This window comes from Streptomyces sp. NPDC059224 (assembly GCF_042754285.1).
Classification (GTDB): domain Bacteria; phylum Actinomycetota; class Actinomycetes; order Streptomycetales; family Streptomycetaceae; genus Streptomyces.
The window spans coordinates 59,095-77,973 of record NZ_JBHZAN010000031.1 but is presented as its reverse complement, the minus strand read 5'-3'; the positions used below and the strand labels follow the sequence as shown (position 1 = coordinate 77,973).

At 72.2% G+C, this 18,879-nt stretch carries 16 protein-coding genes and 1 pseudogene; 8 read left to right on the top strand and 9 right to left on the bottom strand.

Going from position 1 to position 18,879, the window contains the following annotated elements:
• Positions 1 to 41: 41 nt before the first annotated feature.
• Both ACFXI4_RS31690 and ACFXI4_RS31685 read right to left on the bottom strand, forming a co-directional pair.
• Positions 42 to 1,127: a dipeptidase gene (locus ACFXI4_RS31690; RefSeq protein ID WP_384997357.1), complete on the bottom strand. Its 1,086-nt coding sequence runs from the start codon at positions 1,125 to 1,127 to the stop codon at positions 42 to 44.
• On the bottom strand, positions 1,124 to 2,437 hold the full coding sequence (locus tag ACFXI4_RS31685; RefSeq protein ID WP_384997355.1) for an amidohydrolase family protein: 1,314 nt from the start codon (positions 2,435 to 2,437) through the stop codon (positions 1,124 to 1,126). The genes ACFXI4_RS31690 and ACFXI4_RS31685 overlap by 4 nt, the downstream gene beginning before the upstream one ends.
• A gap of 185 nt (positions 2,438 to 2,622) precedes the next feature.
• Between ACFXI4_RS31685 and ACFXI4_RS31680 the strand changes: the two genes are divergently transcribed.
• From ACFXI4_RS31680 to ACFXI4_RS31665, 4 genes are all read left to right on the top strand, one after another.
• The gene (locus ACFXI4_RS31680) at positions 2,623 to 3,384 is read left to right on the top strand and encodes an IclR family transcriptional regulator (protein ID WP_384997353.1); all 762 of its coding nucleotides are present in this window, start codon (positions 2,623 to 2,625) and stop codon (positions 3,382 to 3,384) included.
• Between the two features lie 5 nt (positions 3,385 to 3,389).
• Positions 3,390 to 4,337, top strand: coding sequence for an ornithine cyclodeaminase family protein (locus ACFXI4_RS31675; protein WP_384997351.1), 948 nt, complete (start codon positions 3,390 to 3,392; stop codon positions 4,335 to 4,337).
• 72 nt (positions 4,338 to 4,409) lie between these two features.
• Positions 4,410 to 4,862 (top strand): MarR family winged helix-turn-helix transcriptional regulator, encoded by a 453-nt coding sequence (locus ACFXI4_RS31670; protein ID WP_384997349.1) that lies wholly within the window; start codon positions 4,410 to 4,412, stop codon positions 4,860 to 4,862.
• Positions 4,863 to 4,921: 59 nt separating this feature from the next.
• Positions 4,922 to 6,643, top strand: coding sequence for an MFS transporter (locus ACFXI4_RS31665; protein ID WP_384997347.1), 1,722 nt, complete (start codon positions 4,922 to 4,924; stop codon positions 6,641 to 6,643).
• A gap of 28 nt (positions 6,644 to 6,671) precedes the next feature.
• Here ACFXI4_RS31665 and ACFXI4_RS31660 read toward each other — a convergent pair whose 3' ends face one another.
• Positions 6,672 to 7,916, bottom strand: coding sequence for an MFS transporter (locus ACFXI4_RS31660; RefSeq protein ID WP_384997345.1), 1,245 nt, complete (start codon positions 7,914 to 7,916; stop codon positions 6,672 to 6,674).
• A 456-nt stretch (positions 7,917 to 8,372) separates the two neighbouring features.
• Positions 8,373 to 8,762 carry a hypothetical protein gene (locus tag ACFXI4_RS31655; protein WP_384997343.1) on the bottom strand — a complete coding sequence of 130 codons (390 nt, stop codon included), beginning with the start codon at positions 8,760 to 8,762 and terminating at the stop codon, positions 8,373 to 8,375.
• A gap of 54 nt (positions 8,763 to 8,816) precedes the next feature.
• Between ACFXI4_RS31655 and ACFXI4_RS31650 the strand changes: the two genes are divergently transcribed.
• Complete coding sequence (locus ACFXI4_RS31650; RefSeq protein ID WP_384997341.1) at positions 8,817 to 9,197, top strand: TetR family transcriptional regulator C-terminal domain-containing protein; 381 nt, start codon at positions 8,817 to 8,819, stop codon at positions 9,195 to 9,197.
• A gap of 197 nt (positions 9,198 to 9,394) precedes the next feature.
• On the opposite strand, the pseudogene ACFXI4_RS31645 reads toward ACFXI4_RS31650, so the two are convergent.
• Positions 9,395 to 9,541, bottom strand: a pseudogene (locus tag ACFXI4_RS31645) (transcriptional repressor); the annotation flags it as partial.
• A gap of 216 nt (positions 9,542 to 9,757) precedes the next feature.
• Here ACFXI4_RS31645 and ACFXI4_RS31640 point away from each other — a divergent pair.
• Positions 9,758 to 11,161, top strand: a complete 1,404-nt coding sequence (locus tag ACFXI4_RS31640) for an RICIN domain-containing protein (RefSeq protein ID WP_384997339.1) — start codon at positions 9,758 to 9,760, stop codon at positions 11,159 to 11,161.
• A 237-nt stretch (positions 11,162 to 11,398) separates the two neighbouring features.
• Positions 11,399 to 12,826, top strand: coding sequence for an alkaline phosphatase family protein (locus ACFXI4_RS31635; protein WP_362728945.1), 1,428 nt, complete (start codon positions 11,399 to 11,401; stop codon positions 12,824 to 12,826).
• Positions 12,827 to 12,884: 58 nt separating this feature from the next.
• On the opposite strand, the gene ACFXI4_RS31630 is transcribed toward ACFXI4_RS31635, so the two are convergent.
• The 3 genes from ACFXI4_RS31630 to ACFXI4_RS31620 all read right to left on the bottom strand — a co-directional run bounded on the left by ACFXI4_RS31630 (position 12,885) and on the right by ACFXI4_RS31620 (position 17,366).
• Positions 12,885 to 14,792, bottom strand: a complete 1,908-nt coding sequence (locus tag ACFXI4_RS31630; protein WP_384997336.1) for an FHA domain-containing protein — start codon at positions 14,790 to 14,792, stop codon at positions 12,885 to 12,887.
• Positions 14,793 to 15,021: 229 nt separating this feature from the next.
• On the bottom strand, positions 15,022 to 16,635 hold the full coding sequence (locus tag ACFXI4_RS31625; RefSeq protein WP_384997334.1) for a purple acid phosphatase family protein: 1,614 nt from the start codon (positions 16,633 to 16,635) through the stop codon (positions 15,022 to 15,024).
• Between the two features lie 284 nt (positions 16,636 to 16,919).
• Positions 16,920 to 17,366: a cupin domain-containing protein gene (locus ACFXI4_RS31620; RefSeq protein ID WP_384997332.1), complete on the bottom strand. Its 447-nt coding sequence runs from the start codon at positions 17,364 to 17,366 to the stop codon at positions 16,920 to 16,922.
• A 299-nt stretch (positions 17,367 to 17,665) separates the two neighbouring features.
• Here ACFXI4_RS31620 and ACFXI4_RS31615 point away from each other — a divergent pair, with 299 nt between their 5' ends.
• Positions 17,666 to 18,412 (top strand): SDR family oxidoreductase, encoded by a 747-nt coding sequence (locus ACFXI4_RS31615; RefSeq protein ID WP_384997330.1) that lies wholly within the window; start codon positions 17,666 to 17,668, stop codon positions 18,410 to 18,412.
• Positions 18,413 to 18,464: 52 nt separating this feature from the next.
• On the opposite strand, the gene ACFXI4_RS31610 is transcribed toward ACFXI4_RS31615, so the two are convergent.
• Positions 18,465 to 18,806, bottom strand: a complete 342-nt coding sequence (locus ACFXI4_RS31610) for a hypothetical protein (RefSeq protein WP_362724695.1) — start codon at positions 18,804 to 18,806, stop codon at positions 18,465 to 18,467.
• Positions 18,807 to 18,879 lie beyond the last annotated feature (73 nt).

Sequence of the window (18,879 nt, the reverse complement as noted above, 5' to 3'; positions counted from 1 at the left end):
GTCGGTCGGGCCGCCCCCCGGCTCCGCCGAGCGGCCGGTCCTCAGGCCGTCCAGACACGGTCGGCGTAGTCGAGGAAGTTGCGGCCGAGGATCTTCTCGATGCGTCCGGAGCGGTAGCCGCGCTTCTCCAGGAGGCGGATCAGGTCGCGGAACTGCTCGACGCCGCGCAGGTCCACGACGAAGGGGTAGGTGTCCGCCCGCTCGCCGGCCGCGCCGACGCCGGCCGCCCGGCGGGCGGCGACGTGTTCGGCGAGAGCCGCGCGGTAGGCGTCGAGGTCGTCCACGGCGGTGACGCTGCCGTCGGTGCCGATGCCGACGTGGTCCTCGCCGCAGACGTCGACGGCGTGCACGATGTGGTCCACGACGTCGGCGGCGGTGGCGTGCCCGGTCGGGTTGAGGAAGGGCATGAAGTAGATCCCGACGAACCCGCCCCGGTCGGCGACCAGGCGGAGTTCCTCGTCCGTCTTGTTGCGCGGCAGGTCGGCCAGGGCACGGCAGCCGGTGTGGTTGACCGACACCGGCTGCCGGGAGTACCGGGCCGCGTCCAGGCAGGTGTTCTCCCCGCTGTGCGAGAGGTCGACCATCAGGTGGTGGTCGTTGAGGGCGTCGACCACCCGGCGGCCGAACGGGGTCAGGCCCCGGTTGGCGGCGGCCATGGATCCGTCACCGAGGTGGTTGGCCTGGTTGTAGGTGAGCTGGACGATCCGCACACCGGCCTCCGCGAAGCCCGCGACACGGCTGTCCACGAGGGCGGGGTCCTCGCCGACGGCGACGGCGTTCTGGAAGCCGTAGATGACGCCGATCCGCCGCTCACGGTGGGCGCGTCGGATGTCGGCGGCCGTACGGACCTTGAGCAGGTCGGCCGGGTGGGCGTCGAGGATCGCGTCCCAGACCGCTATCTCGTCGAGTGTGTGCTCGTACGGCGGCAGGTCGCCCATGGTGTAGCCGAGGGTGATGTTGACGGCGGTCAGGCCGGAGGCCCTGGCCTCGGCGATCGCCCGGGCGTCGACGGCGAGTTGACCGCTGTCGGGGTTGAGCTGCGTGGCGGCGGCCCGGGCGGCGGGAGTGTTGGGGTTGTCGAGCTGTCCCAGCGCGTTGACGATCATCGGGTGGGCGAGGGCGGTCACCGGGCGTCCTTCTCGAAGTCGGCGCGGTCGAAGCGGCGGCCGCGTTTCACGGTGAGGGTGAGGGTGCGCAGGTTGGCGATGTCCCGGAGCGGGTCCTCGTCCAGGACCGCGAAGTTGGCGAGCTTGCCGGCTTCGACACTGCCCATGTCCGCCTCGGTGCCGGCGGCCCTGGCGCCGACCAGGGTCGCCGAGCGCAGGACGTCGGCGGCGGGGATGCCGCATCGGTCGACGAGGAAGGCGAGTTCGCCGTAAAGCGCGGGGAACGGGTCGGCGGGGTCGGTCTCGACATCCGTGCCGGTGCACACGCCGACTCCGGCGCGGTGCGCCTGTGCTGTGACCGCGGCTGCCAACTCGGCGTTACGGCGGGCGCGTTCGGCGGACTCGGCGGTGTCTCCCCGGAGTTCGTCGCTGGTCCACATGGACGCGGTGGCGTCGAGAACGGTCCCGCGGCGGCGCATCTCGGCGAAGAGGGCGTCCAGCTTCGCGTCGTCGCCCGCGGCGAAACGGTCGTGGTCCACCGGGGGTTTGGTCCGGTAGCTGCTCAGCGGCTCGGTGGGGTCCTCGAAGGGGAGCAGGGTGACGTGGGAGACGCTGTCCACGCCCGCGCCGACGACGTCGCCGGGCCCGGCCGGGAAAACGGCGGCGTGCGCCCAGACGGCGATGCCCTGCCGGTGCGCCTCGGCGGTGACGGCGGCGACGGTCGCGGCGTCCAGGTCGGCGTAGACCTTGATCGCGGCGGCGTGGGTGCCACGGGCCAGCGCGACGGCGATCGTGAGGTCGGTGCCGGGGGTGACGGCCTGCATCCAGGGGACGGCGCCGGGCACGGCCCCCCGGCAGACCTCGTGGGTGCGCGGGTCGTCGAAGAAGGAGGGCCCGGCCATGAGCGCCGCGTAGCGGATGTCGGGGCCGGGGATCTCGCCGACCAGGGTGGCCCGGGCGAGGTCGCCGATCTGCCGCAGGTCGTCGGCCATGTCGCGGACGGCGGTGACCCCGCTGTGCACCAGGCGCCGGAGCACCGCCTCGGCCACGGGCCGGTCCGGCGGGGTGGCCAGGTGCTGGTGGGTGTCGATCAGGCCGGGGACCACGAACCGCCCGGCGAGGTCGACTCGGGGTGCGCCGGCCGCGACCGGGGGCAGCGGGTCGCCGTCCCCGGTGACGGTGTGGATCCGGGCGCCGTCCGTGACGATCGTGGTGTCCGGGCGGGGCCGGGCGCCGGTGCCGTCGAAGAGGGTGGCGCCGCGGTAGACCGTGACGGTTCCGGCGGGTGGTGCGGCCCAGGGGGTCGGAGCACCCGGGGGCAGGTCGGTCATGGTCACCTTCGGTCCGCGAGATCGTGTGCTGTTACGCTCTACGTAACAGCTGTATCGTGTGATGAAAACGCAAGGTACTGTACTCCGTGACCGGCGGATCACCGCAAGGACCCGGACCGGACAGGTCACCGCCCGGACGCCCCGGCCCGTGGCCGCACCGTGGACGAGAGGGAAGAACCGCCGTCATGCCCGTCGCACCCCATGCCGCGGCACCGTCCAGGTCCGCCGTGGACAAGGCGCTCGACCTGGTCGAGGCCGTTTCCCGCGCACCGCACCCGGTGCGGCTGACCGATCTGGCCGCCGAGGTGGGCCTGCACCGCGCCACCGCCTACCGGATCCTGCTGGACCTGGTCCGGCGGGGCTGGGTACTGCGGGCCGGTGACCGTTATCTGCCTGGTGCCGCCGTGCTCCGGATGTCCGCCTCGGCCGCGGGCAACTCGCTGACCGCGCTGGCCCGTCCGGTACTGGAACGGCTGTCCGCCGCGACCTCGATGATGGTCAACCTCCAGGTGCTGGAGGAGGGCGGCGCCCGGGTGATCGACGTGGTCAGGCCCGAGCGGCTTGCCATGATCAGCCACTTGCGGGGCGAGTTGCTGCCGCTCCGGCGGTTCGCCGGGCCGCTGGCCCTGGTCGCCGCGCTGGAACCGGACGCGAGGAGGAGGTGGCTGGCCGGACTCGCCGAGAACGCCGCCGACGTGGCAAGGGAGTTGGCCGAGGTGGAGCGGACCGGTGCGGCCGTGGAGCGCGGCCGTAACGACAAGCTGGTCGCCTCGGTCAGCCGGGCGGTGGTGGCCGACCCCGGCGCGCCGGTCTGCGCGGTGACGGTCGTAGGGCCGGACGCCGAGTTCGACGGGCCGGGACTCGCCTTTGTGGAGCGGGAGCTGCGCGCGGCCACCGACGAGTTGGTGACGGCCCTGACCGCCGGGGCGCCGGAGGCGGGCCGGTGAGCGGCATGCTGGTTCTGGACCGCCGCCAGACGGCCGCCGCGCTGCGCCCGGACGCCGTCCTGGACGCGGTGGGCCGGGCCCTGGTCTCCGTCGCCCACGAGGAGGTCTCCGTCCCGCCGCGGATCGCCGCGCTGACCCCGACCGGCCTGCTGGGCGCGATGCCCGGTTGGGTCCCGGGGCTCGGGGCGGCCGCGAAGCTGGTGACCGTGACCGCCGATCCCGGCCACCCCGGACGCAGCTTCCACCGGGGTCTGGTGGCGCTGTTCGACGAGCACGACGGACGGGCGCTGGCGCTCGTGGACGGCGAGCCGCTGACCGAGGTCCGCACCGCGGCGGTCGCCACCCGCGGCGCACTCGCACTGGCGGTACGGCCCGGCCTCGGCCGGGTGGCCGTGGTCGGGACCGGCGCGCAGGCACGCGCCCAGCTGGCGTTGCTCGCGGCGGTGCTGCCGGGGGCCCGGGTGACGGTGGCCGGCCGTGACCCGCTGCGGGCCCGCGCGGCGGCCGCGCTGTTTCCCGGCGCCCGGGTCGCCCGCGGTGTCGAGGACGCGGTGCGCGCGGCCGACGTGGTGTTCTGCTGCACCGGCGCCACCGCACCCGTCATCCGCCGCGAGTGGCTCGCTCCCGGCACCCATGTCTCGTCCGTCGGCGGCTCCCGGGGACCCGAACTGGACGCGGGGACCGTGCGGGACGCGATCCTGTTCGCCGAGTGGACCGGCGCGGCCGGCTCGCCCCCGCCGGCGGGCGCCCATGAATTCCAGGACCTCGCCCCCGGACGGGCGTTGACCCTCCTCGGGTCCGTCCTGGACGGCACCCGTCCCGGCCGGGACGGTGACACCGACGCGCTCACCGTCTTCAAGTCCACGGGCCACGCGGCTCTCGACGTCGCGGCGGTCCGGGTGGCCTACGAGGTGGCACTCGAACAGGGCTGGGGCGTGCGCGTGGACCTGTGACGGGCCGGACGGCAGCCCCGGCGTCCGGCGGGAGTCCCCCGCCCCACAGCCTTTATTTCACACTACACCTAGATGCATAATGCCGTTATGGAGAGCGTCGCGGGGTCGCCGGAGCAGTTGATGATCGCCGTGGAACAGCTGGTGCGCCATGTGCGGCACAGCGCCACGGCCGGCGGGCTGAGCACCGCCGCCTCCTCCGCGCTGGCCCGGCTCGGCCGCGAGGGTCCGCTGCGGCTGACCGAACTGGCCCGCGCGGAAGGCGTCTCACAGCCGGGGATGACCCAGCTCGTGGGCCGGCTGGAGCGCGCGGGGCTGGTGACGCGCAGCGCCGACGCCACCGACGGCCGTGGCGTCCTCGTGGAGATCACCCCTGCCGGCCTCGACGTCTTCCGGCAGCGGCGCGCCGAACGCGCCGACGCGCTGCGGGAGTTGATCGGGGAGCTGACCGAGCCCGAGCAGCGGGCCGTCCGCCTCGCCCTGCCCGCCCTGGCCCGGGCGATCGAGGAGCGCCGGGCCCGCGGCTGAACCCCCCGACGCCTCCCCCAGGCTGTCCCGTCCGTCCGCATCCGGAGAGAGGACCGTTGATGAGTGCTTCGCACCCGAGGACCGCGAGCCCGTTCAGGCAACCGAAGGCCGTGTGGGCCGTGGCGTTCGCCTGTGTGATCTCGTTCATGGGCATCGGTCTGGTGGACCCGATCCTGCCCGCCCTGGCCACGAGTCTGCACGCCTCCCCCAGTCAGGTCTCGCTGCTGTTCAGCAGCTATCTGATCGTGACCGCGGTCGCGATGCTGATCGTCGGCTGGGTGTCCAGCAGGATCGGGGCCAAACGCACCCTGGTCACCGGGCTGGCGATCATCGTGGTGTTCGCCGCGCTCGCCGGCACGTCCGGCTCGATCAACGGCATCGTCGGCTTCCGCGCCGGGTGGGGGCTGGGCAACGCCCTGTTCATCGCCACCTCGCTGGCCGTCATCGTCGCCTCGGCGAGCGGCGGCTTCGGCGGCGCGATCATCCTCTACGAGACCGCCCTGGGCCTCGGCATAGCCGTCGGCCCCCTGCTCGGCGGCGAGCTGGGCGCCATCAGCTGGCGGGGTCCCTTCTTCGGGGTGGCCGTCCTGATGGCGATCGCGCTCGTCGCCACGCTGGCCTTCGTGCCGGCGCCGCCCAAGCCGGAACGCCGCACCTCGCCCCTGGCACCGATCGCGGCACTGCGTCACCGCGGTCTGCTCACCATGGGCATCATGGCCCTGCTCTACAACTGGGGCTTCTTCACGATGCTCGGCTACGCGCCCTACCCGATGGAGCTGGACGCCCATCAGCTGGGACTCGTCTTCACCGGCTGGGGTCTGCTGGTCGCCGCCTTCAGCGTCTTCTTCGCGCCGCGCCTGCAGGCCCGCTTCGGCACCGCGCCCGTGCTGTACGCCAACCTCGTCGGCCTCGGCGCGGTGATGGCCGTCATCGCCTCCGGGGTCGACACGCCGACGGTCGTGATCGTCGCCGTCATTGCGTCCGGGATCTTCATCGGCATCAACAACACCCTGACCACACAGGCGGTGATGGTGGTCTCCCCGGTGGAACGACCGGTGGCCTCCTCCGCCTACGGGTTCCTGCGGTTCATCGGCGGCGGCCTGGCCCCGTACGTGGCCGGCAAGCTCGCCGACGCCACCGATCTGAGCGTGCCGTTCTACCTGGGCGCCGGCACCTTCCTGCTGGCCATTCCGGTCCTGGCCAGCGGACACCGGCTGCTGAGCGAGGCCGAGTCCCGCCTCGGCGGCGGGGAGCCGGTCGCCCCGGCCCTGACGCCCGTCGGGCGCCGGGCCGCGGACGGCACCGGACCGGTCGTCGTGGCCGTCGGCAACCACGAGCGGGCCGCGGCCATCGTCGACGCGGCCGCCCGGCTGGCCCGGGACACCGGCAGCCCGCTGGAGGTGGTGCACGTCCAGCGGACCGCCGTCGTCGAGGAGCAGGCCGCGGACACCGAGACCGCCGAGGAGGCCCGGGCGGCCGTGACCGCCCATCTGGACCGGCTGGCCGCGCAGGGGTTCCCCGCCACCGGGCAGGTCCTGGACAGCGTCGGCGATCACGCCGCGGCGGGGCGGGTGCTGGCCCGCCACGCCGCCGACGTCCACGCCCGTGCGGTCGCCGTCGGACGTTCGCCGCGCGGTCCGCTCGCCCAGTTCACCGACGGCAGTCTCACCACCGCGCTCGCCCACGCCGCGACCTGCACGGTCGTACTCGTCGACCCGGCCGACGCGCCCCTGCGGCTGACGGCGTCCACCCTCGTGGAACTGCGCGACACCCCGGCCTGATCCGGCGGTTCGGCCGGCCCGGCACCGCTCAGCCGGCCGGGCGGTGGTCCTCGACGGCGCGGTCCCCGGCGTCCTCGCCCACGGCCGCCGAAGCGTGTCCCTCCTGCGAGGTGATCACCTTCGAGGGGCGGTTGCCGCGGTCCAGGACACCGCCGGTGACGGCCAGCGCCAGGCCTGCCATCGCCAGGGCCGCGCCGACCAGGTTGGGGGCCGCCCAGCCCCAGCCCGCCGAGATGACCACGCCGCCGAGCCAGGCGCCGGCCGCGTTGGCCAGGTTGAAGGCGGAGTGGTTGGAGGCGGCCGCCATCGTCGGGGCGTCCTTCGCGTTGATCATCAGCAGCATCTGGACGGGCGTGGTGATCAGCGCGCCCATCGCGCCGATGAAGGTGACCGTCACCAGGGCCGGGACCGTGCTGTGCACGGTGAAGTAGAACGTCACCAGCGCGGCCGCCAGCAGGATGATCCCGGCGTACAGCGTCGGGCGCAGGGCCCGGTCGGTGAGGGGACCCGCGGCCAGGGTGCCGAGGGTCATGCCGACGCCGTACAGGGCGAGGACCCAGGTGGTCGAGGCGTCGGAGATCCCGGTCAGGTGCGTCAGCATGGGGACGAGGTAGCTGTAGACGGCGAAGAAGCCGCCGAACCCGACGACGGCGGTGCCGAGGCCGATGAAGACCTGCCGGTTGCCCATCGCCCGCAGTTCCCGCCGGACCCCCGCCTGCGGGCCGCGCGGCTGGTGGGGCACGAGGAGAGCGAGCGCGGCGAGCGCCACCAGACCGATGACGGCGACCGCGCAGTAGGCGTACCGCCAGCCCAGGTGCTGGCCGAGGGCGGTACCGGCGGGGACGCCGACGATGTTCGCGACGGTGAGTCCGAGGAAGACGCTGGAGACGGCGCGTGCCGCACGCTCGGGAGCCACCAGCCGGGAGGCGACGACGGCGCCCACGCCGAACAGCGCGCCGTGCGGCAGTCCGGCCAGGAAGCGCGCGGCGAAGAGCAGGCCGAAGTTCGGGGCGAGCGCGGACGCCGTGTTGCCCACCACGAACAGCCCGGTCAGCAGGAGCAGCAGCCGCTTGTGGGGAATCCGCGCTCCGATGCCGGTCAGCACGGGCGCGCCGACGACGACGCCCAGGGCGTAGGCGGAGACGAGGTTGCCGGCGTGCGGAACCAAGACACCGACCCCGTCGGCGATCTGGGGCAGCAGGCCCATGGTGGCGAACTCGGTGGTGCCGATACCGAACGTGACGACGGCAAGGGCAAGCAGGGCCAAAGGCATGGTGGGTGAGCGAACCTTTCGGGGACGGCGGTCCGGGGACGGGGAGCGGGACGGGTCCGGGAGATGTCTTCGTTCTCCGGGACCGGTCGCGCCGAGCGCCCTTGCCCAGCACACCCCCGTGAACGTTGCAGCGAGCTGGACCGGATGCGCATTCCTCGATCGGCCGGGACTCCGGGGTGACCTGCGTCACTGCCGACCCGGCCGGAGCCACAGCACGCCTCTCCGGGGGCGGGTGCGACCGCGCCCGGCCGGGCCGGGCCGCCCGGTGTCGCGTCGGCCAGGATCCGGCGGCGCCCGAGCGCGGCCCAGGCGACGAGCGGTGCGAGCACACGTACTCCAGCGGCGGCGGTGGACACCGGCAGCACGAACACCAGCAGGACACGCGCCAGCGCCTCGGCGGTCAGCCCGGCGCCCAGGACCAGGGTCTGGGTATGGTGTGCGCGACGCAGCCGGGCCTCAGCGGATGGGCGCCCGCGCAGCCGGCCGGCCAGGTGGCCGGTGGCCGGTGTGCCGCGCATCCGGCTTCAGGAACACCAGGACCGCGAGGCCGCTCACCAGCGGGTCCCGCCGGAGCAGCACGCGCGGTTCGGCGGTGAGCGCGGCGGAGGCCGCCGAGAGGCCTTGCATCAGCAGCACGGCGACGGCCGGGGCGTCGCCCCGGCGGTCGTGCAGCGCGGTGGCGCCGACCCAGACAGCGGCCACCTCCGACGCGGCGGGCAGGGCGGGCAGGGTGTCCAGTCCGGCGAGGACGCAGCCGTAGCAGGCGAGGGAGACGATGCCGGGGTCGAGGGCGAGCCGGATCAGACGCGTCAGGCGTCCGGTGCGGCGGGTGCGGGACGGTTCCATGGCTTCTCTCACGCCGATCTGCTCGGCGCCGCGGCGCGAGAGACGGCGCACCGCGTGGCGGCACGGGTGCCGGCACGGCTGGAGAAACAGAGCCACGACCGCGATCCGCGCCGTTTCGTGGAGGAGATCGCCGGCGAGTTCCTGCCCCTCGCCCCGGCACGCGCCGACGAGGCGGTGGTCCGGCTGGAGTTCTCGGTGGCCGCGATCACACCCCACGCCGGGCCCGATCGCCGTCGAACTCCACGACGACTGCGGGACATCGACGGCCGGCTGCTGCGCCGCCTGGGCGTGGACGACCCGGTGGCGACGGAACACCTCGCCGCCGTCCTCGACGGCCTCGCCCTCAGTGCGGCACTCCACCCGGACCGGCTGGATGCGGACACGGTCCGCGCGGTCCCGCGCCACCATGTGGCACAGCTCCCCCGCGCACGCTGAACGGGGTCAGGCGCCGGTGGCCCGCCGGCACTCCGCGCACAGGCCCCACAGGTGATCTCGGCCTCGTCGACGGCGAAGCCCAGATCCTTATCCAGATCCTTTCCGGGCGTCAGACAGGGCGCCGCGCCGACGCTGCAGTCGACGTCCTCGATCAGACCGCAGCGGCGGCGGACGAGGTGATGGTGGTTGTCGCCGACCCGCAGCTCGTACCGGACGGGTGAACCGGCGGGCTCGATGCAGCGGACGAGCTCCGCCTCGGCCAGATCGTCCAGGACGTTGCAGAGGCCCTGCCGGGAGAGCCCACCGGCCGCGGCGCGGGCCGCGCCGATCCGCGCGGACCTCATGGGCCACGGGACCTGCGGGCCCCGGATGCCAGGGCACGCCGCGCGGTGCTTCGCGGGTGAGGCCCGCGTGGAGCACCCGTTCGAGTCCGCGCCGGCGGACGCGCGGTTCCACGACTACGCACGGCCGAAATTCATCTGACGGTTCCTCACATTGCGTCACAGCGGCGGGAATTCGGTCCGTCGCACTGGCGCGGCACACGTCCCACCCGGTATCTCATGCCTCTGACAGCGTTGGTATCCCGTGTCGGAGTGAAGGGAAATCCCGTGCGACTGCGCCCCCTGCGCGTCCTGTGCTGTTCCGCCCTCCTCGCCCTGCCGGTGCCCGCCCTGCTGCCGGGGACCGCTTCGGCGGCCGTCCCCGCCGCACCGGTCTACCTGCAGAACGTCGTCACCGGCCTGAACGCCGCCGACAGCGGTGGCACCGTGGCGGCCCACAACCCCAAGGGCAACGAAGACCACCAGCAGTGGACAGCCGTCGCGGCCGCCGGCGGCTACCAGCTCCGGAACTCCGACGAGTCCGGTACCTGCCTGGGACGCAGCGCCACCGCCGCGGTGACCGCGGCCTGCGGCGCGGACGGCACCACCTGGACCCTCACGGCCGGCGCCGACAGCACCTGGACCGTCGCCGTCCCCGGAACCTCGCAGTACCTCACCGGCTCCGCCTCCGGCGCCGTACAGCTCGGCCCCGCGGGCGACCCGGCCCGCTGGTACCTCACCCCGACCTCCTACGCCACCACGGCGATGCCCTCCGCCGACACCCGCACCCTGGACCAGGTCACCTTCCTGACCGCGCACAACGCCTTCGCCAACGGCTCCGACGGGAACTTCGCCTCGTTCCCGGTCAGCCTGTTCCCCAACCAGAACTACGGCATCAGCCGGCAGCTGTCCGACGGCGTCCGCGGCTTCATGCTCGACGACTACACGGTCTCCGGCCGGGCCGTGCTCTGTCACAACAGCTGTGACGGCGTCAGCAGCCCCGTCCCGCTCGCCACCGACCTCCAGCGCATCGTCGACTTCCTCAAGGCCGACCCCGGCCGGTTCGCCACGGTCTTCCTGGAGGACTACGCCTCCTCCGACGTGCTGAAGTCCTCCCTGGCCTCGGTCAACGGCCTCTCCGACGTGCTGTACCGGCCGGACCAGGAGGGTGTCGCGGCCAGGGGCTGGCCCACGATGGCCGACCTGGCCGCCCGCGGCAGACAGCTGCTGATCTTCAGCGACCGGACCCGGGCGAGCGACACCGCGAGCGGCTGGGCCACCCGTGACACCTTCGGCGTGATGTACCAGCGCGAATGGACCGTGGAGAACTACTGGTCCATGGGCGGCGGCATAGGCGGCTCCGACTGGTCCTGCTACAGCCGCTGGGGCACCGACAGACCCCTCACCACCGACTCGGCGGCCTTCCACCCGCTCTTCGTCATGAACCACTTCCGGGACTACCCGATCGGCTCCACCGCCGCCACCGACAACGGCAAGCTCCTCAACCGGGCCCAGAACTTCTGGGCTCCGGCCGCCCGCAAGAAGCCCAACTACGTCGCCGTGGACCGATACGACACCGGCTCGCCCGCGCCGCTCACGACCGTCGGCACCCTCAACACCTACGTCCTCGCACCGGGCCGGTGAGACGACTCGCGCAACAGCCGACGTTCTTCAACGCTCGGCGACACCCGCGCGAAGAGCGGGTGTCGGAGGCAAACACCTGGCCAACTCCTTCCGTGCGTTGGCCCGGAGTTCATCAGCCGCCCCTGATGCCCCCCACCTCCCGGGGCCCACAGTGAACGGCGGCCCGTCCTCGCGGCCGGGCCCGCCGTCACTCCCGCAAAGGTTCTCGCCCCCGAGAACTTGAGAAAAGGAGCATCCATGGCCGAGTTGACCCGTCGCAGACTCCTGGGCTCCGCCGCCGGCGCGCTCGGCGGCGCCGCGGCCCTCTCCCTGCTGCCGCCCAGCGTCCAGCAGGCCGTCGCCGCCGGACCGCCGAGGAACAGCTCGCTGCGCGACATCGAACACGTCGTCATGCTGATGCAGGAGAACCGGTCCTTCGACCACTACTTCGGCACTCTCTCCGGCGTCCGCGGCTTCGCCGACCCGCACGCGCTGAAGCTGGACAACGGGCAGTCCGTCTTCTACCAGCCCGACGCCGTCAACCCCAAGGGCTACCTGCTGCCCTTCCACCTCGACACGCACACCTCCAGTGCCCAGGCCATCCCCTCCACCAGCCACGCCTGGTCCGTACAGCACCAGGCCTGGAACAACGGCAAGATGGACCAGTGGCTGCCCGCCCACCGCAAGGCCGACGGCGTGAACGGCCCGTATGTGATGGGCTACTACACCCGCAAGGACATCCCCTTCCAGTTCGCCCTCGCGGAGACCTTCACCATCTGCGACAACTACTTCTGCTCCGTCTTCGGCCCCACCTGGCCGAACCGGCTGATGTGGATGACCGGGTCCATCGACCCCGGCGGCACCCTGGGCGGCCCGATCATCAGCAACGTCGCACCGACTCCCTACCGCTGGACCACCTACGCCGAGCGCCTCCAGGCCGCCGGCGTCAGCTGGAAGGTGTACCAGGAGGAGGACGACTACGGCACCAACATGCTCGAGCAGTTCGCGTCGTTCAAGAACGCGCAGCCCGGCTCCGACCTGTACGAACGGGGCGTACGCCCGCAGCCGCAGGGCACCTTCGAGGACGACGCCCGCAACGACCGTCTGCCGACCGTGTCCTGGATCTGCCCCACCAGCTACCAGTCGGAGCACCCGAACTACCTGCCGGCCGCGGGCGCCGACTATGTGGCCTCCAAGATCGAGGCGATCGCGTCGAACCCCAAGGTGTGGCGCAAGACCGCGTTCATCCTCAACTACGACGAGAACGACGGCCTGTTCGACCACGTGGCGCCGCCGACCCCGCCGGCGGGCACCAAGGACGAGTTCATCCAGGGCCTGCCGATCGGCGGCGGCTTCCGGGTCCCCGCCATCATCGTCTCGCCGTGGACGGTGGGCGGCTGGGTCGCCACCGAGGCCTTCGACCACACCTCCGCGCTGCAGTTCCTCGAACGCTTCACCGGCGTCGAGGAGCCGAACGTCACCGACTGGCGCCGCCAGACCTTCGGCGACCTCACCAGCGCCTTCCGGTTCCGTGAGGGCCGTCCGCGCCCGCCGCGCCTGCCGCACGACACGGCCGAGCAGCTGGAGAAGGCCAAGGAGGAGGTCGCCACGCTCCCCAAGCCCACGCTCCCGCAGGCCGACCAGAGCTACCCGCACCAGGAGAAGGGCCACCGCCCCCGCACCTGACCTCCGGCACGCCCGCCGCCGCGGTGAGCGGCGGCGGGTGCCCGGCGGACGGTCCGTCCTACGGCTTGGCCGCCGGCTCGAGCGCGCCGACCGCCGCGGCCGCCGCGGAGGAGTCCTCGCCGTAGAAGATGTCGATGTCGACCTCTTCACCGCCCATGGTCAGCGTGTCCCAGGCGCCGCTGAGGACGAGCATCCGCAGGGTGGCGGGCTGCAGGGTGCGCAGGCGCTCCAGGATCGCCTCGTCGTCCGGCATTCCCTCCAGCCGCAGGGCCAGCCGCGCGCGGATGGCCTGCATGCGCTCCAGCAGCGTCTTGGTGTCCGCCTCGCGGTCGGGCTCGTCGGGGATCCCGTCGATGCCGTGGCCGATGATGTCCTTGATGGCCCAGGTCACACCCTGGTCGTCGGTGGTGACCATCGCCTTCCAGGCCCGGCTCTTGTGCCGGTACTGGAGCATCGACATGGCCGCCTCGTGCCGCAGGAAGTCCGCGTCCCGGAACGGCCGTCCGTTCCACGCCCCGTTCAGGGACCGGGCCAGCGAGACAGCGGACGCCAGGCCGCTGTTCAGGCCGCGGCCCGGCCAGAAGTGGATGGCGTTGGCGGCGTCGCCGAGGAGGAAGCCGTAGGTGCCCGGCGAGTTGGCGGTCGGTGGCAGCAACTCGGCGGAGAAACGCGGGCGTTGCACCATGTCGAGGCGGAAGCTGGTGACCGCCGACAGGTCGTCGGACTCGACGCCGAACAGCAGCAGCCCCTCGCGAACCCGGCGCCACAGCGGCGAGCCCTTGACCAGGGCGGGCAGGAACAGCGTGCCGTGGGTCGCGCACTGGAAGTCGCCGTACTGGTCGCGGTCCATCAGGCACGGCCGGGAGGCGATGCACTCCTCGAAGACGCGGCGGACCGGGTCCAGGCCGATGACCTCCGCGGCCTCGGTGTCGGTCAGGCGCATGTTGAGGAAGCCCTCGCCACGCAGCGAGTTGAGCAGGAAGCGGTTCTGGGCGACGGTCAGCAGCACCGCCATGGGGTCGGTCAGGCCGGACTTGACGCGCAGGCCGAGGACGACGTCCTGGAGGTGGCGCCCGTCGAGGGAGTAGATCGACTCGTCGGCCTTGCCGAAGCGGGCGGCGAAGCGCTCCCGGGTGCGCGAGCGGCCGCCGTCGCAGATCGCGAGCACGTGCTGGGTGGCGAGAGCCTCCTGCTGCTCCTCCGCGTCGAACCGGGCGGGTATGAGCCGGATCCGGTCCCGCTTCTCGTTCGCCAGCTCCAGCAGGCGGTCCTCGATGTAGGCGATGCGCATGTTGCGCGGGTGGTTGTCGCCGACCGAGTCCGGGCCGGAGGGCCACATCTCGGTGTAGTGCTCGGGGTCGAAGAGCCGCTCCCGGACCTCCTCGGGCCAGGCGAGGTACTGGCGGCTCTGCACGGTCACCACCTGCAGCCGCCGGACGTTGCCCTCCTCCGGGCTCTTCCAGACGATGGCGCGGCCCTGCTTGCGCCACCTGCCGTCGTAGACCGTGATCTGCGCCTGGGGTCCGAGGAAGTGCTCCAGGAGCAGGGCGAAGGACAGGCCGACCGGGCCGCCGCCGGCCACCGTGACCCGCAGGACGGGCCCGCTTTCGCTCTCCTTGGCGCCGTGCGTCACGGAGCGCGGCAGGGAGAGCGCCATCAGCGTCTCCATGGCGTCCGCGACCTCGAAGCGGAACTCCTGGTCACCCAGGGAGATCTCGTCACCGGGCTGCAGCAGCCGGGACTCCACTTCCTCCCCGTTGACCAGGGTGCCGTTGCTGCTCTCCAGGTCACGCAGGACGTAACCCTTGTCCTCGTCGAAGACGATCTCCGCGTGGAAGCGGGAGACGCTGAGGCTGGAGATGACGACGGTGTTCTCCGAGTTGCGTCCGAAGGTGACGCGGGTGTCCAGGACCGGGATGCGCTCCCCCGCCAGCAGACCTTCTAGTCCGACCAGCACCGGTGCCACGGCACTTCCTTCCACAAGCTCGTCATGTTGTTGAACCGGGACACCGGTCACGCGTCTGTCCGCCGACCGCCCCACCGGGGAGCATATACTTGCTTAACCAAGTATTTCCAGTGCGCGCTTCGGTATAATCCCTGCCGATCTGACGGGAGTTCGTCGGTTTTCGGCCATTGCGGACGGGGGGTCGAAGCCGTGCAGCGGGCCGGACGGATGCCGCCCGGCCCGCCCGGGATCAGCGGCCGCGGCCGTCGGACCGCTTGCGGTGCAGAGTGAAGTTCTCGAAGACGGACAGTCCGCCGTGGGGCTTGTCGACGTTGTAGTAGGTGACGTGCATCCGGGTGGTGTCACCGGGGTGCCGGCCCGGATCGACGGTGAAGGCGGCGAAGCCGTAGGGGTGCTCGACGTCCCGGACGCCCACCCAGACGGCCTGCTCCTTCACGTAGGTGGAGGTGCGCTTGCCGTTGGAGCCGGCGGTGGCCGACACCGCGGTGATCACCTTGCCGGTGCCGTCCGTGAAGAACTTCTCGTTCGTGGTGCCCGAGACACCCCCGCCGCCGAGGATCATGTGCACGGTGCCGAGGTCGGCGTCGATGTCGTCGGTGGCCCTGGAGACCGGATTCGGGGTGAGGGTCTCACTGCCGGCCACCACACCCCGCACGGCCAGCGAGCGCTCGTAGTTGTGCTCGTGACCGCAGAGCACCAGGTCGACGCCGTAGCGGTCGAACAGCGGGCCGTACTTCTCGCGCAGGCCGAGATCCGCGCCGTTGGCGTCCGAGGAGCTGACCATGACCTGGTGCATGGCCACGACCACCCAGTCGACGTCCGTCGAGGAGCGGGCCGCCTTCAGCTCCCGCTCCAGGAAGGCGAGCTGGCGGCCGCCCGAGTAGCCGCTGATGTAGACGTCACCGCCGTCCTGGAGGCAGTTGTCGTCGTTCTGCAGCACGATCACCCGCACCGAGCCGGCCGTGAACGCGTACCACAGGCCGGCCAGTTCGGCGTCCGTCTCGGTGGAGGGGAGGGAGAAGTAGGTCTGGTAGGCGCCGAGTCCGAGCGGGCCGTTGGCCTTCTCGATCTCATGGTTGCCGGCCGCCGGCATCCAGGGGCGGAAGCGCGCCGAACGGGTGTTGTTGGTGAAGAAGTTGTTCCACGTCCGCACCCGGTCGACATCGAGGTTGGCGTAGCAGAGGTCGCCGTTGAGGAGGTGGAACAGCGGGGCGACCTGCTCGATTCCGGTGACGATGTCCTTCGTCGCGGGCGTGGAGTTGGCGTCCAGGGCGACGGTGCCGTCGGCCGCCCAGGTGACCTGCGGGGCGGACTGGTCACCGAAGCTGGTGAAGGTGACCGGCCGGCGTCCCTGCGGGGCCGTACGGAACGTACCGCTGTCGGGGGCCGCCCCCTCGTGCGTGGCGAGGTAGAGGTAGTCCGTGTCGGGGGTGAGCCCCTTCAGCGGGGCGTGGTGGACGTAGACGGTGCGGTTCGAGGTGCCGTCCACGTAGCTGACGGTCCGGGCCTTCTTGCTGGATCCGAGGCCGTGCTCCAGGGTGCCGTAGCGCACGACGGGCTTGCTCACCGGCCGGTCCGTGATCCAGGACACCGTCATCTGGGTGCGCGGGTCGGCCCCGAAGGTCAGGTGCAGGCCCTGGACGGGGGGCGCGCCGGAGGCGTCCGCGGTGAGACGGAAGGCCGGAGCGGTGTCCGGCGCGGCCTGCGCGGTACCCGTGCCGAGCAGCCCGGTGGCGGCGACGCCCGCCCCCGCGCTCCCCAGCAGGCCCAGCGCGTGACGACGGCTGAACCCCTCCGAGCCCTGCGCCGATCTGTCCTGTGTCGAGTCTGCCTGTGTGGTCATGACGCCCTCCCGGCGAACAGCTGAGCTGACAACGACCGCACCCTTGCCCAGCCCAACTGCCCGCACATGAACACCACATGGCCACACGGCCAGCACCGGTCAGGCATCAGGCCGCGCAGACCGGCCCGTGCCCTCGCCTTTACCGGCGGCTGCCCTGGTCTTGACCGGTCCCGCACACCGGAGCAACCGGGTGAGACCCACGTCACGCACGATGTCCTGTCACACATCGCGGCCCGCTCCGGCGATCTCCAAGGACCAGCTCGTCGCCCTGCTTCGCCGGACCGTCAGCCCGCGGTGGGGCGGGGCGCCCTCAGGTGGACCCGCTCGGCGAGTTCGCTCTCGTCGACCAGTTCCAGCATCGGCCGGCCCGGCGCGCACATCATGGTCACCACGAACCGGGTCCGCGCGTCGGTGAGGGCGTTGCCGTCCTGGTAGTGGATCACGTCACCACCGGGCTCCCAGAACGTCCCGCCGGCCTCGACCACCCGCTCGGGCTCGCCCTCCAGCTCGAAGCGGACGGCGCCCTCGAGGACGTACCCGAACGCCGGCCCCGAGTGGCGGTGCGGCGGGGTTCCCGGATCGCCCGGCTCCCACTCGACCTGGATGGTCATCGCCGAGGCCCCCTCGGGGACAGTGATCGGTGCGGCCTCCTGCAGCACCGTCACCGCCGTCCTCCACCCCTCCGCACGGGGCTGCCCGCCTGGCCCCTGCGCCGTGTTCCTGTCCGACATGGTCTGGCACCTCCATGGATTCGTCGTCCCCCGGCATCGGCCTTCACCCCTGATGGCCGGGCACGCGGTGGACCCCGGCACGGCGTGACCGATCCGCACCATTCCGTAATGGTTCGTACCAGTCCGTACCGTTCTGCGCGATGCCAGCTTGAAGCATGACGATCCAACTCGGGAGGACATCGATGCGCGGCGGTGGGAACGGGAACCCGGACGGTCTCCCGGACCGGCTGTCACAGGCTGAGGACGTGCCCGGTCTGTTCTGGTGCAAGACACCAGAACATCTCCGAGAGGATTCCGTCATGAAGGTCGTCGTGATCGGTGGCACCGGGCTCATCGGCTCGAAGCTGGTCGCCAGGCTCGGTGAGCAGGGGCACGAGGCGGTCGCGGCCGCGCCCAGCACCGGCGTCAACACCCTCACCGGCGAGGGTCTGGCCGAGGTCCTCCAGGGCGCCTCGGTCGTGGTCGACGTGTCCAACTCCCCCTCGTTCGAGGACCGTGCCGTCCTGGACTTCTTCCGCACCTCCACGGCCAACCTCCTGCGGGCCGAGGCCGACGCCGGCGTGCGGCACCATGTCGCACTGTCCGTGGTGGGCACCGACCGGCTCCAGGAGAGCGGATACTTCCGGGCCAAGAAGGCCCAGGAGGACCTGATCAAGGCGTCCGGCATCCCGTACTCGATCGTCCACGCGACCCAGTTCTTCGAGTTCGCGAAGGGGCTGGCCGACGGGGTCACCGAGGGCGACACCGTGCGCCTGCCGGACGCCAAGATCCAGCCCCTGGTCTCCGACGACGTGGCCGCCGCCGTGGCCCGCGCCGCGGTCGGCGCGCCGGTCGACGGCGTGGTGGAGGTCGGCGGTCCCGAGGCCTTCCAGCTGGAGGAGTTCATCCGGATCGCGCTGGACGCGGCGCACGACCCCCGCAAGGTCGTCACGGACCCGCAGGCGCGCTACTGGGGTGCCGAGCTGCGGGAGGACACGCTGCTGCCCGGTCCGGACGCGAGCCTTGGCGAGGTCAGGTTCACCGACTGGCTCACGCGGCAGCGGTAGCCCTGGACCGACGTGGCCCCCGTGCGACGGCGGACGGGGGCCGCGTCCCGGGCTACGACGCGCCGGCCAGCACCGCGGTGACGCACAGCGCCATCACCACGGTGATCAGGATCATCGCGGTCAGGGTCCCGCGCAGCCAGTGTCCGAAGCGGGCGCGATGCCGCTGTTCCACCACGTCGATGCTCGCCGCGATGTGCTCCGTGACCATGCGGGCCACATACGTCTGTTCCGCGAGATACCAGCGTTCGATGTCCGCCCTCTGGCTCTGCGTCAGTCCCGGTTCCCTCGCGGTGAAGTCCGCGACCCGCCGCCGGGCCGCCCGAAGATGCGCCTGCTGGTAGAGGAAGTCCTGGATGTCGGTCAGGCCGCGGGCGGCCTCCTCGTTCGTGTCCATGGTGTGCTCCCCAGATGAGGCGGCGGCAGTCCGGCCGGTCACTGCGGTGCGGGCGCGGTGCACGCGCGTCGGC

Bases quoted from the DNA above. Each gene is read 5' to 3' on its own strand.
- ACFXI4_RS31685 (WP_384997355.1), bottom strand. From the start codon at position 2,437: ATGACCGACCTGCCCCCGGGTGCTCCGACCCCCTGGGCCGCACCACCC.
- ACFXI4_RS31680 (WP_384997353.1), top strand. From the start codon at position 2,623: ATGCCCGTCGCACCCCATGCCGCGGCACCGTCCAGGTCCGCCGTGGAC.
- ACFXI4_RS31675 (WP_384997351.1), top strand. From the start codon at position 3,390: ATGCTGGTTCTGGACCGCCGCCAGACGGCCGCCGCGCTGCGCCCGGAC.
- ACFXI4_RS31670 (WP_384997349.1), top strand. From the start codon at position 4,410: ATGCATAATGCCGTTATGGAGAGCGTCGCGGGGTCGCCGGAGCAGTTG.
- ACFXI4_RS31665 (WP_384997347.1), top strand. From the start codon at position 4,922: ATGAGTGCTTCGCACCCGAGGACCGCGAGCCCGTTCAGGCAACCGAAG.
- ACFXI4_RS31660 (WP_384997345.1), bottom strand. From the start codon at position 7,916: ATGCCTTTGGCCCTGCTTGCCCTTGCCGTCGTCACGTTCGGTATCGGC.
- ACFXI4_RS31655 (WP_384997343.1), bottom strand. From the start codon at position 8,762: ATGGAACCGTCCCGCACCCGCCGCACCGGACGCCTGACGCGTCTGATC.
- ACFXI4_RS31640 (WP_384997339.1), top strand. From the start codon at position 9,758: ATGCCTCTGACAGCGTTGGTATCCCGTGTCGGAGTGAAGGGAAATCCC.
- ACFXI4_RS31635 (WP_362728945.1), top strand. From the start codon at position 11,399: ATGGCCGAGTTGACCCGTCGCAGACTCCTGGGCTCCGCCGCCGGCGCG.
- ACFXI4_RS31625 (WP_384997334.1), bottom strand. From the start codon at position 16,635: ATGACCACACAGGCAGACTCGACACAGGACAGATCGGCGCAGGGCTCG.
- ACFXI4_RS31620 (WP_384997332.1), bottom strand. From the start codon at position 17,366: ATGTCGGACAGGAACACGGCGCAGGGGCCAGGCGGGCAGCCCCGTGCG.
- ACFXI4_RS31615 (WP_384997330.1), top strand. From the start codon at position 17,666: ATGAAGGTCGTCGTGATCGGTGGCACCGGGCTCATCGGCTCGAAGCTG.
- ACFXI4_RS31610 (WP_362724695.1), bottom strand. From the start codon at position 18,806: ATGGACACGAACGAGGAGGCCGCCCGCGGCCTGACCGACATCCAGGAC.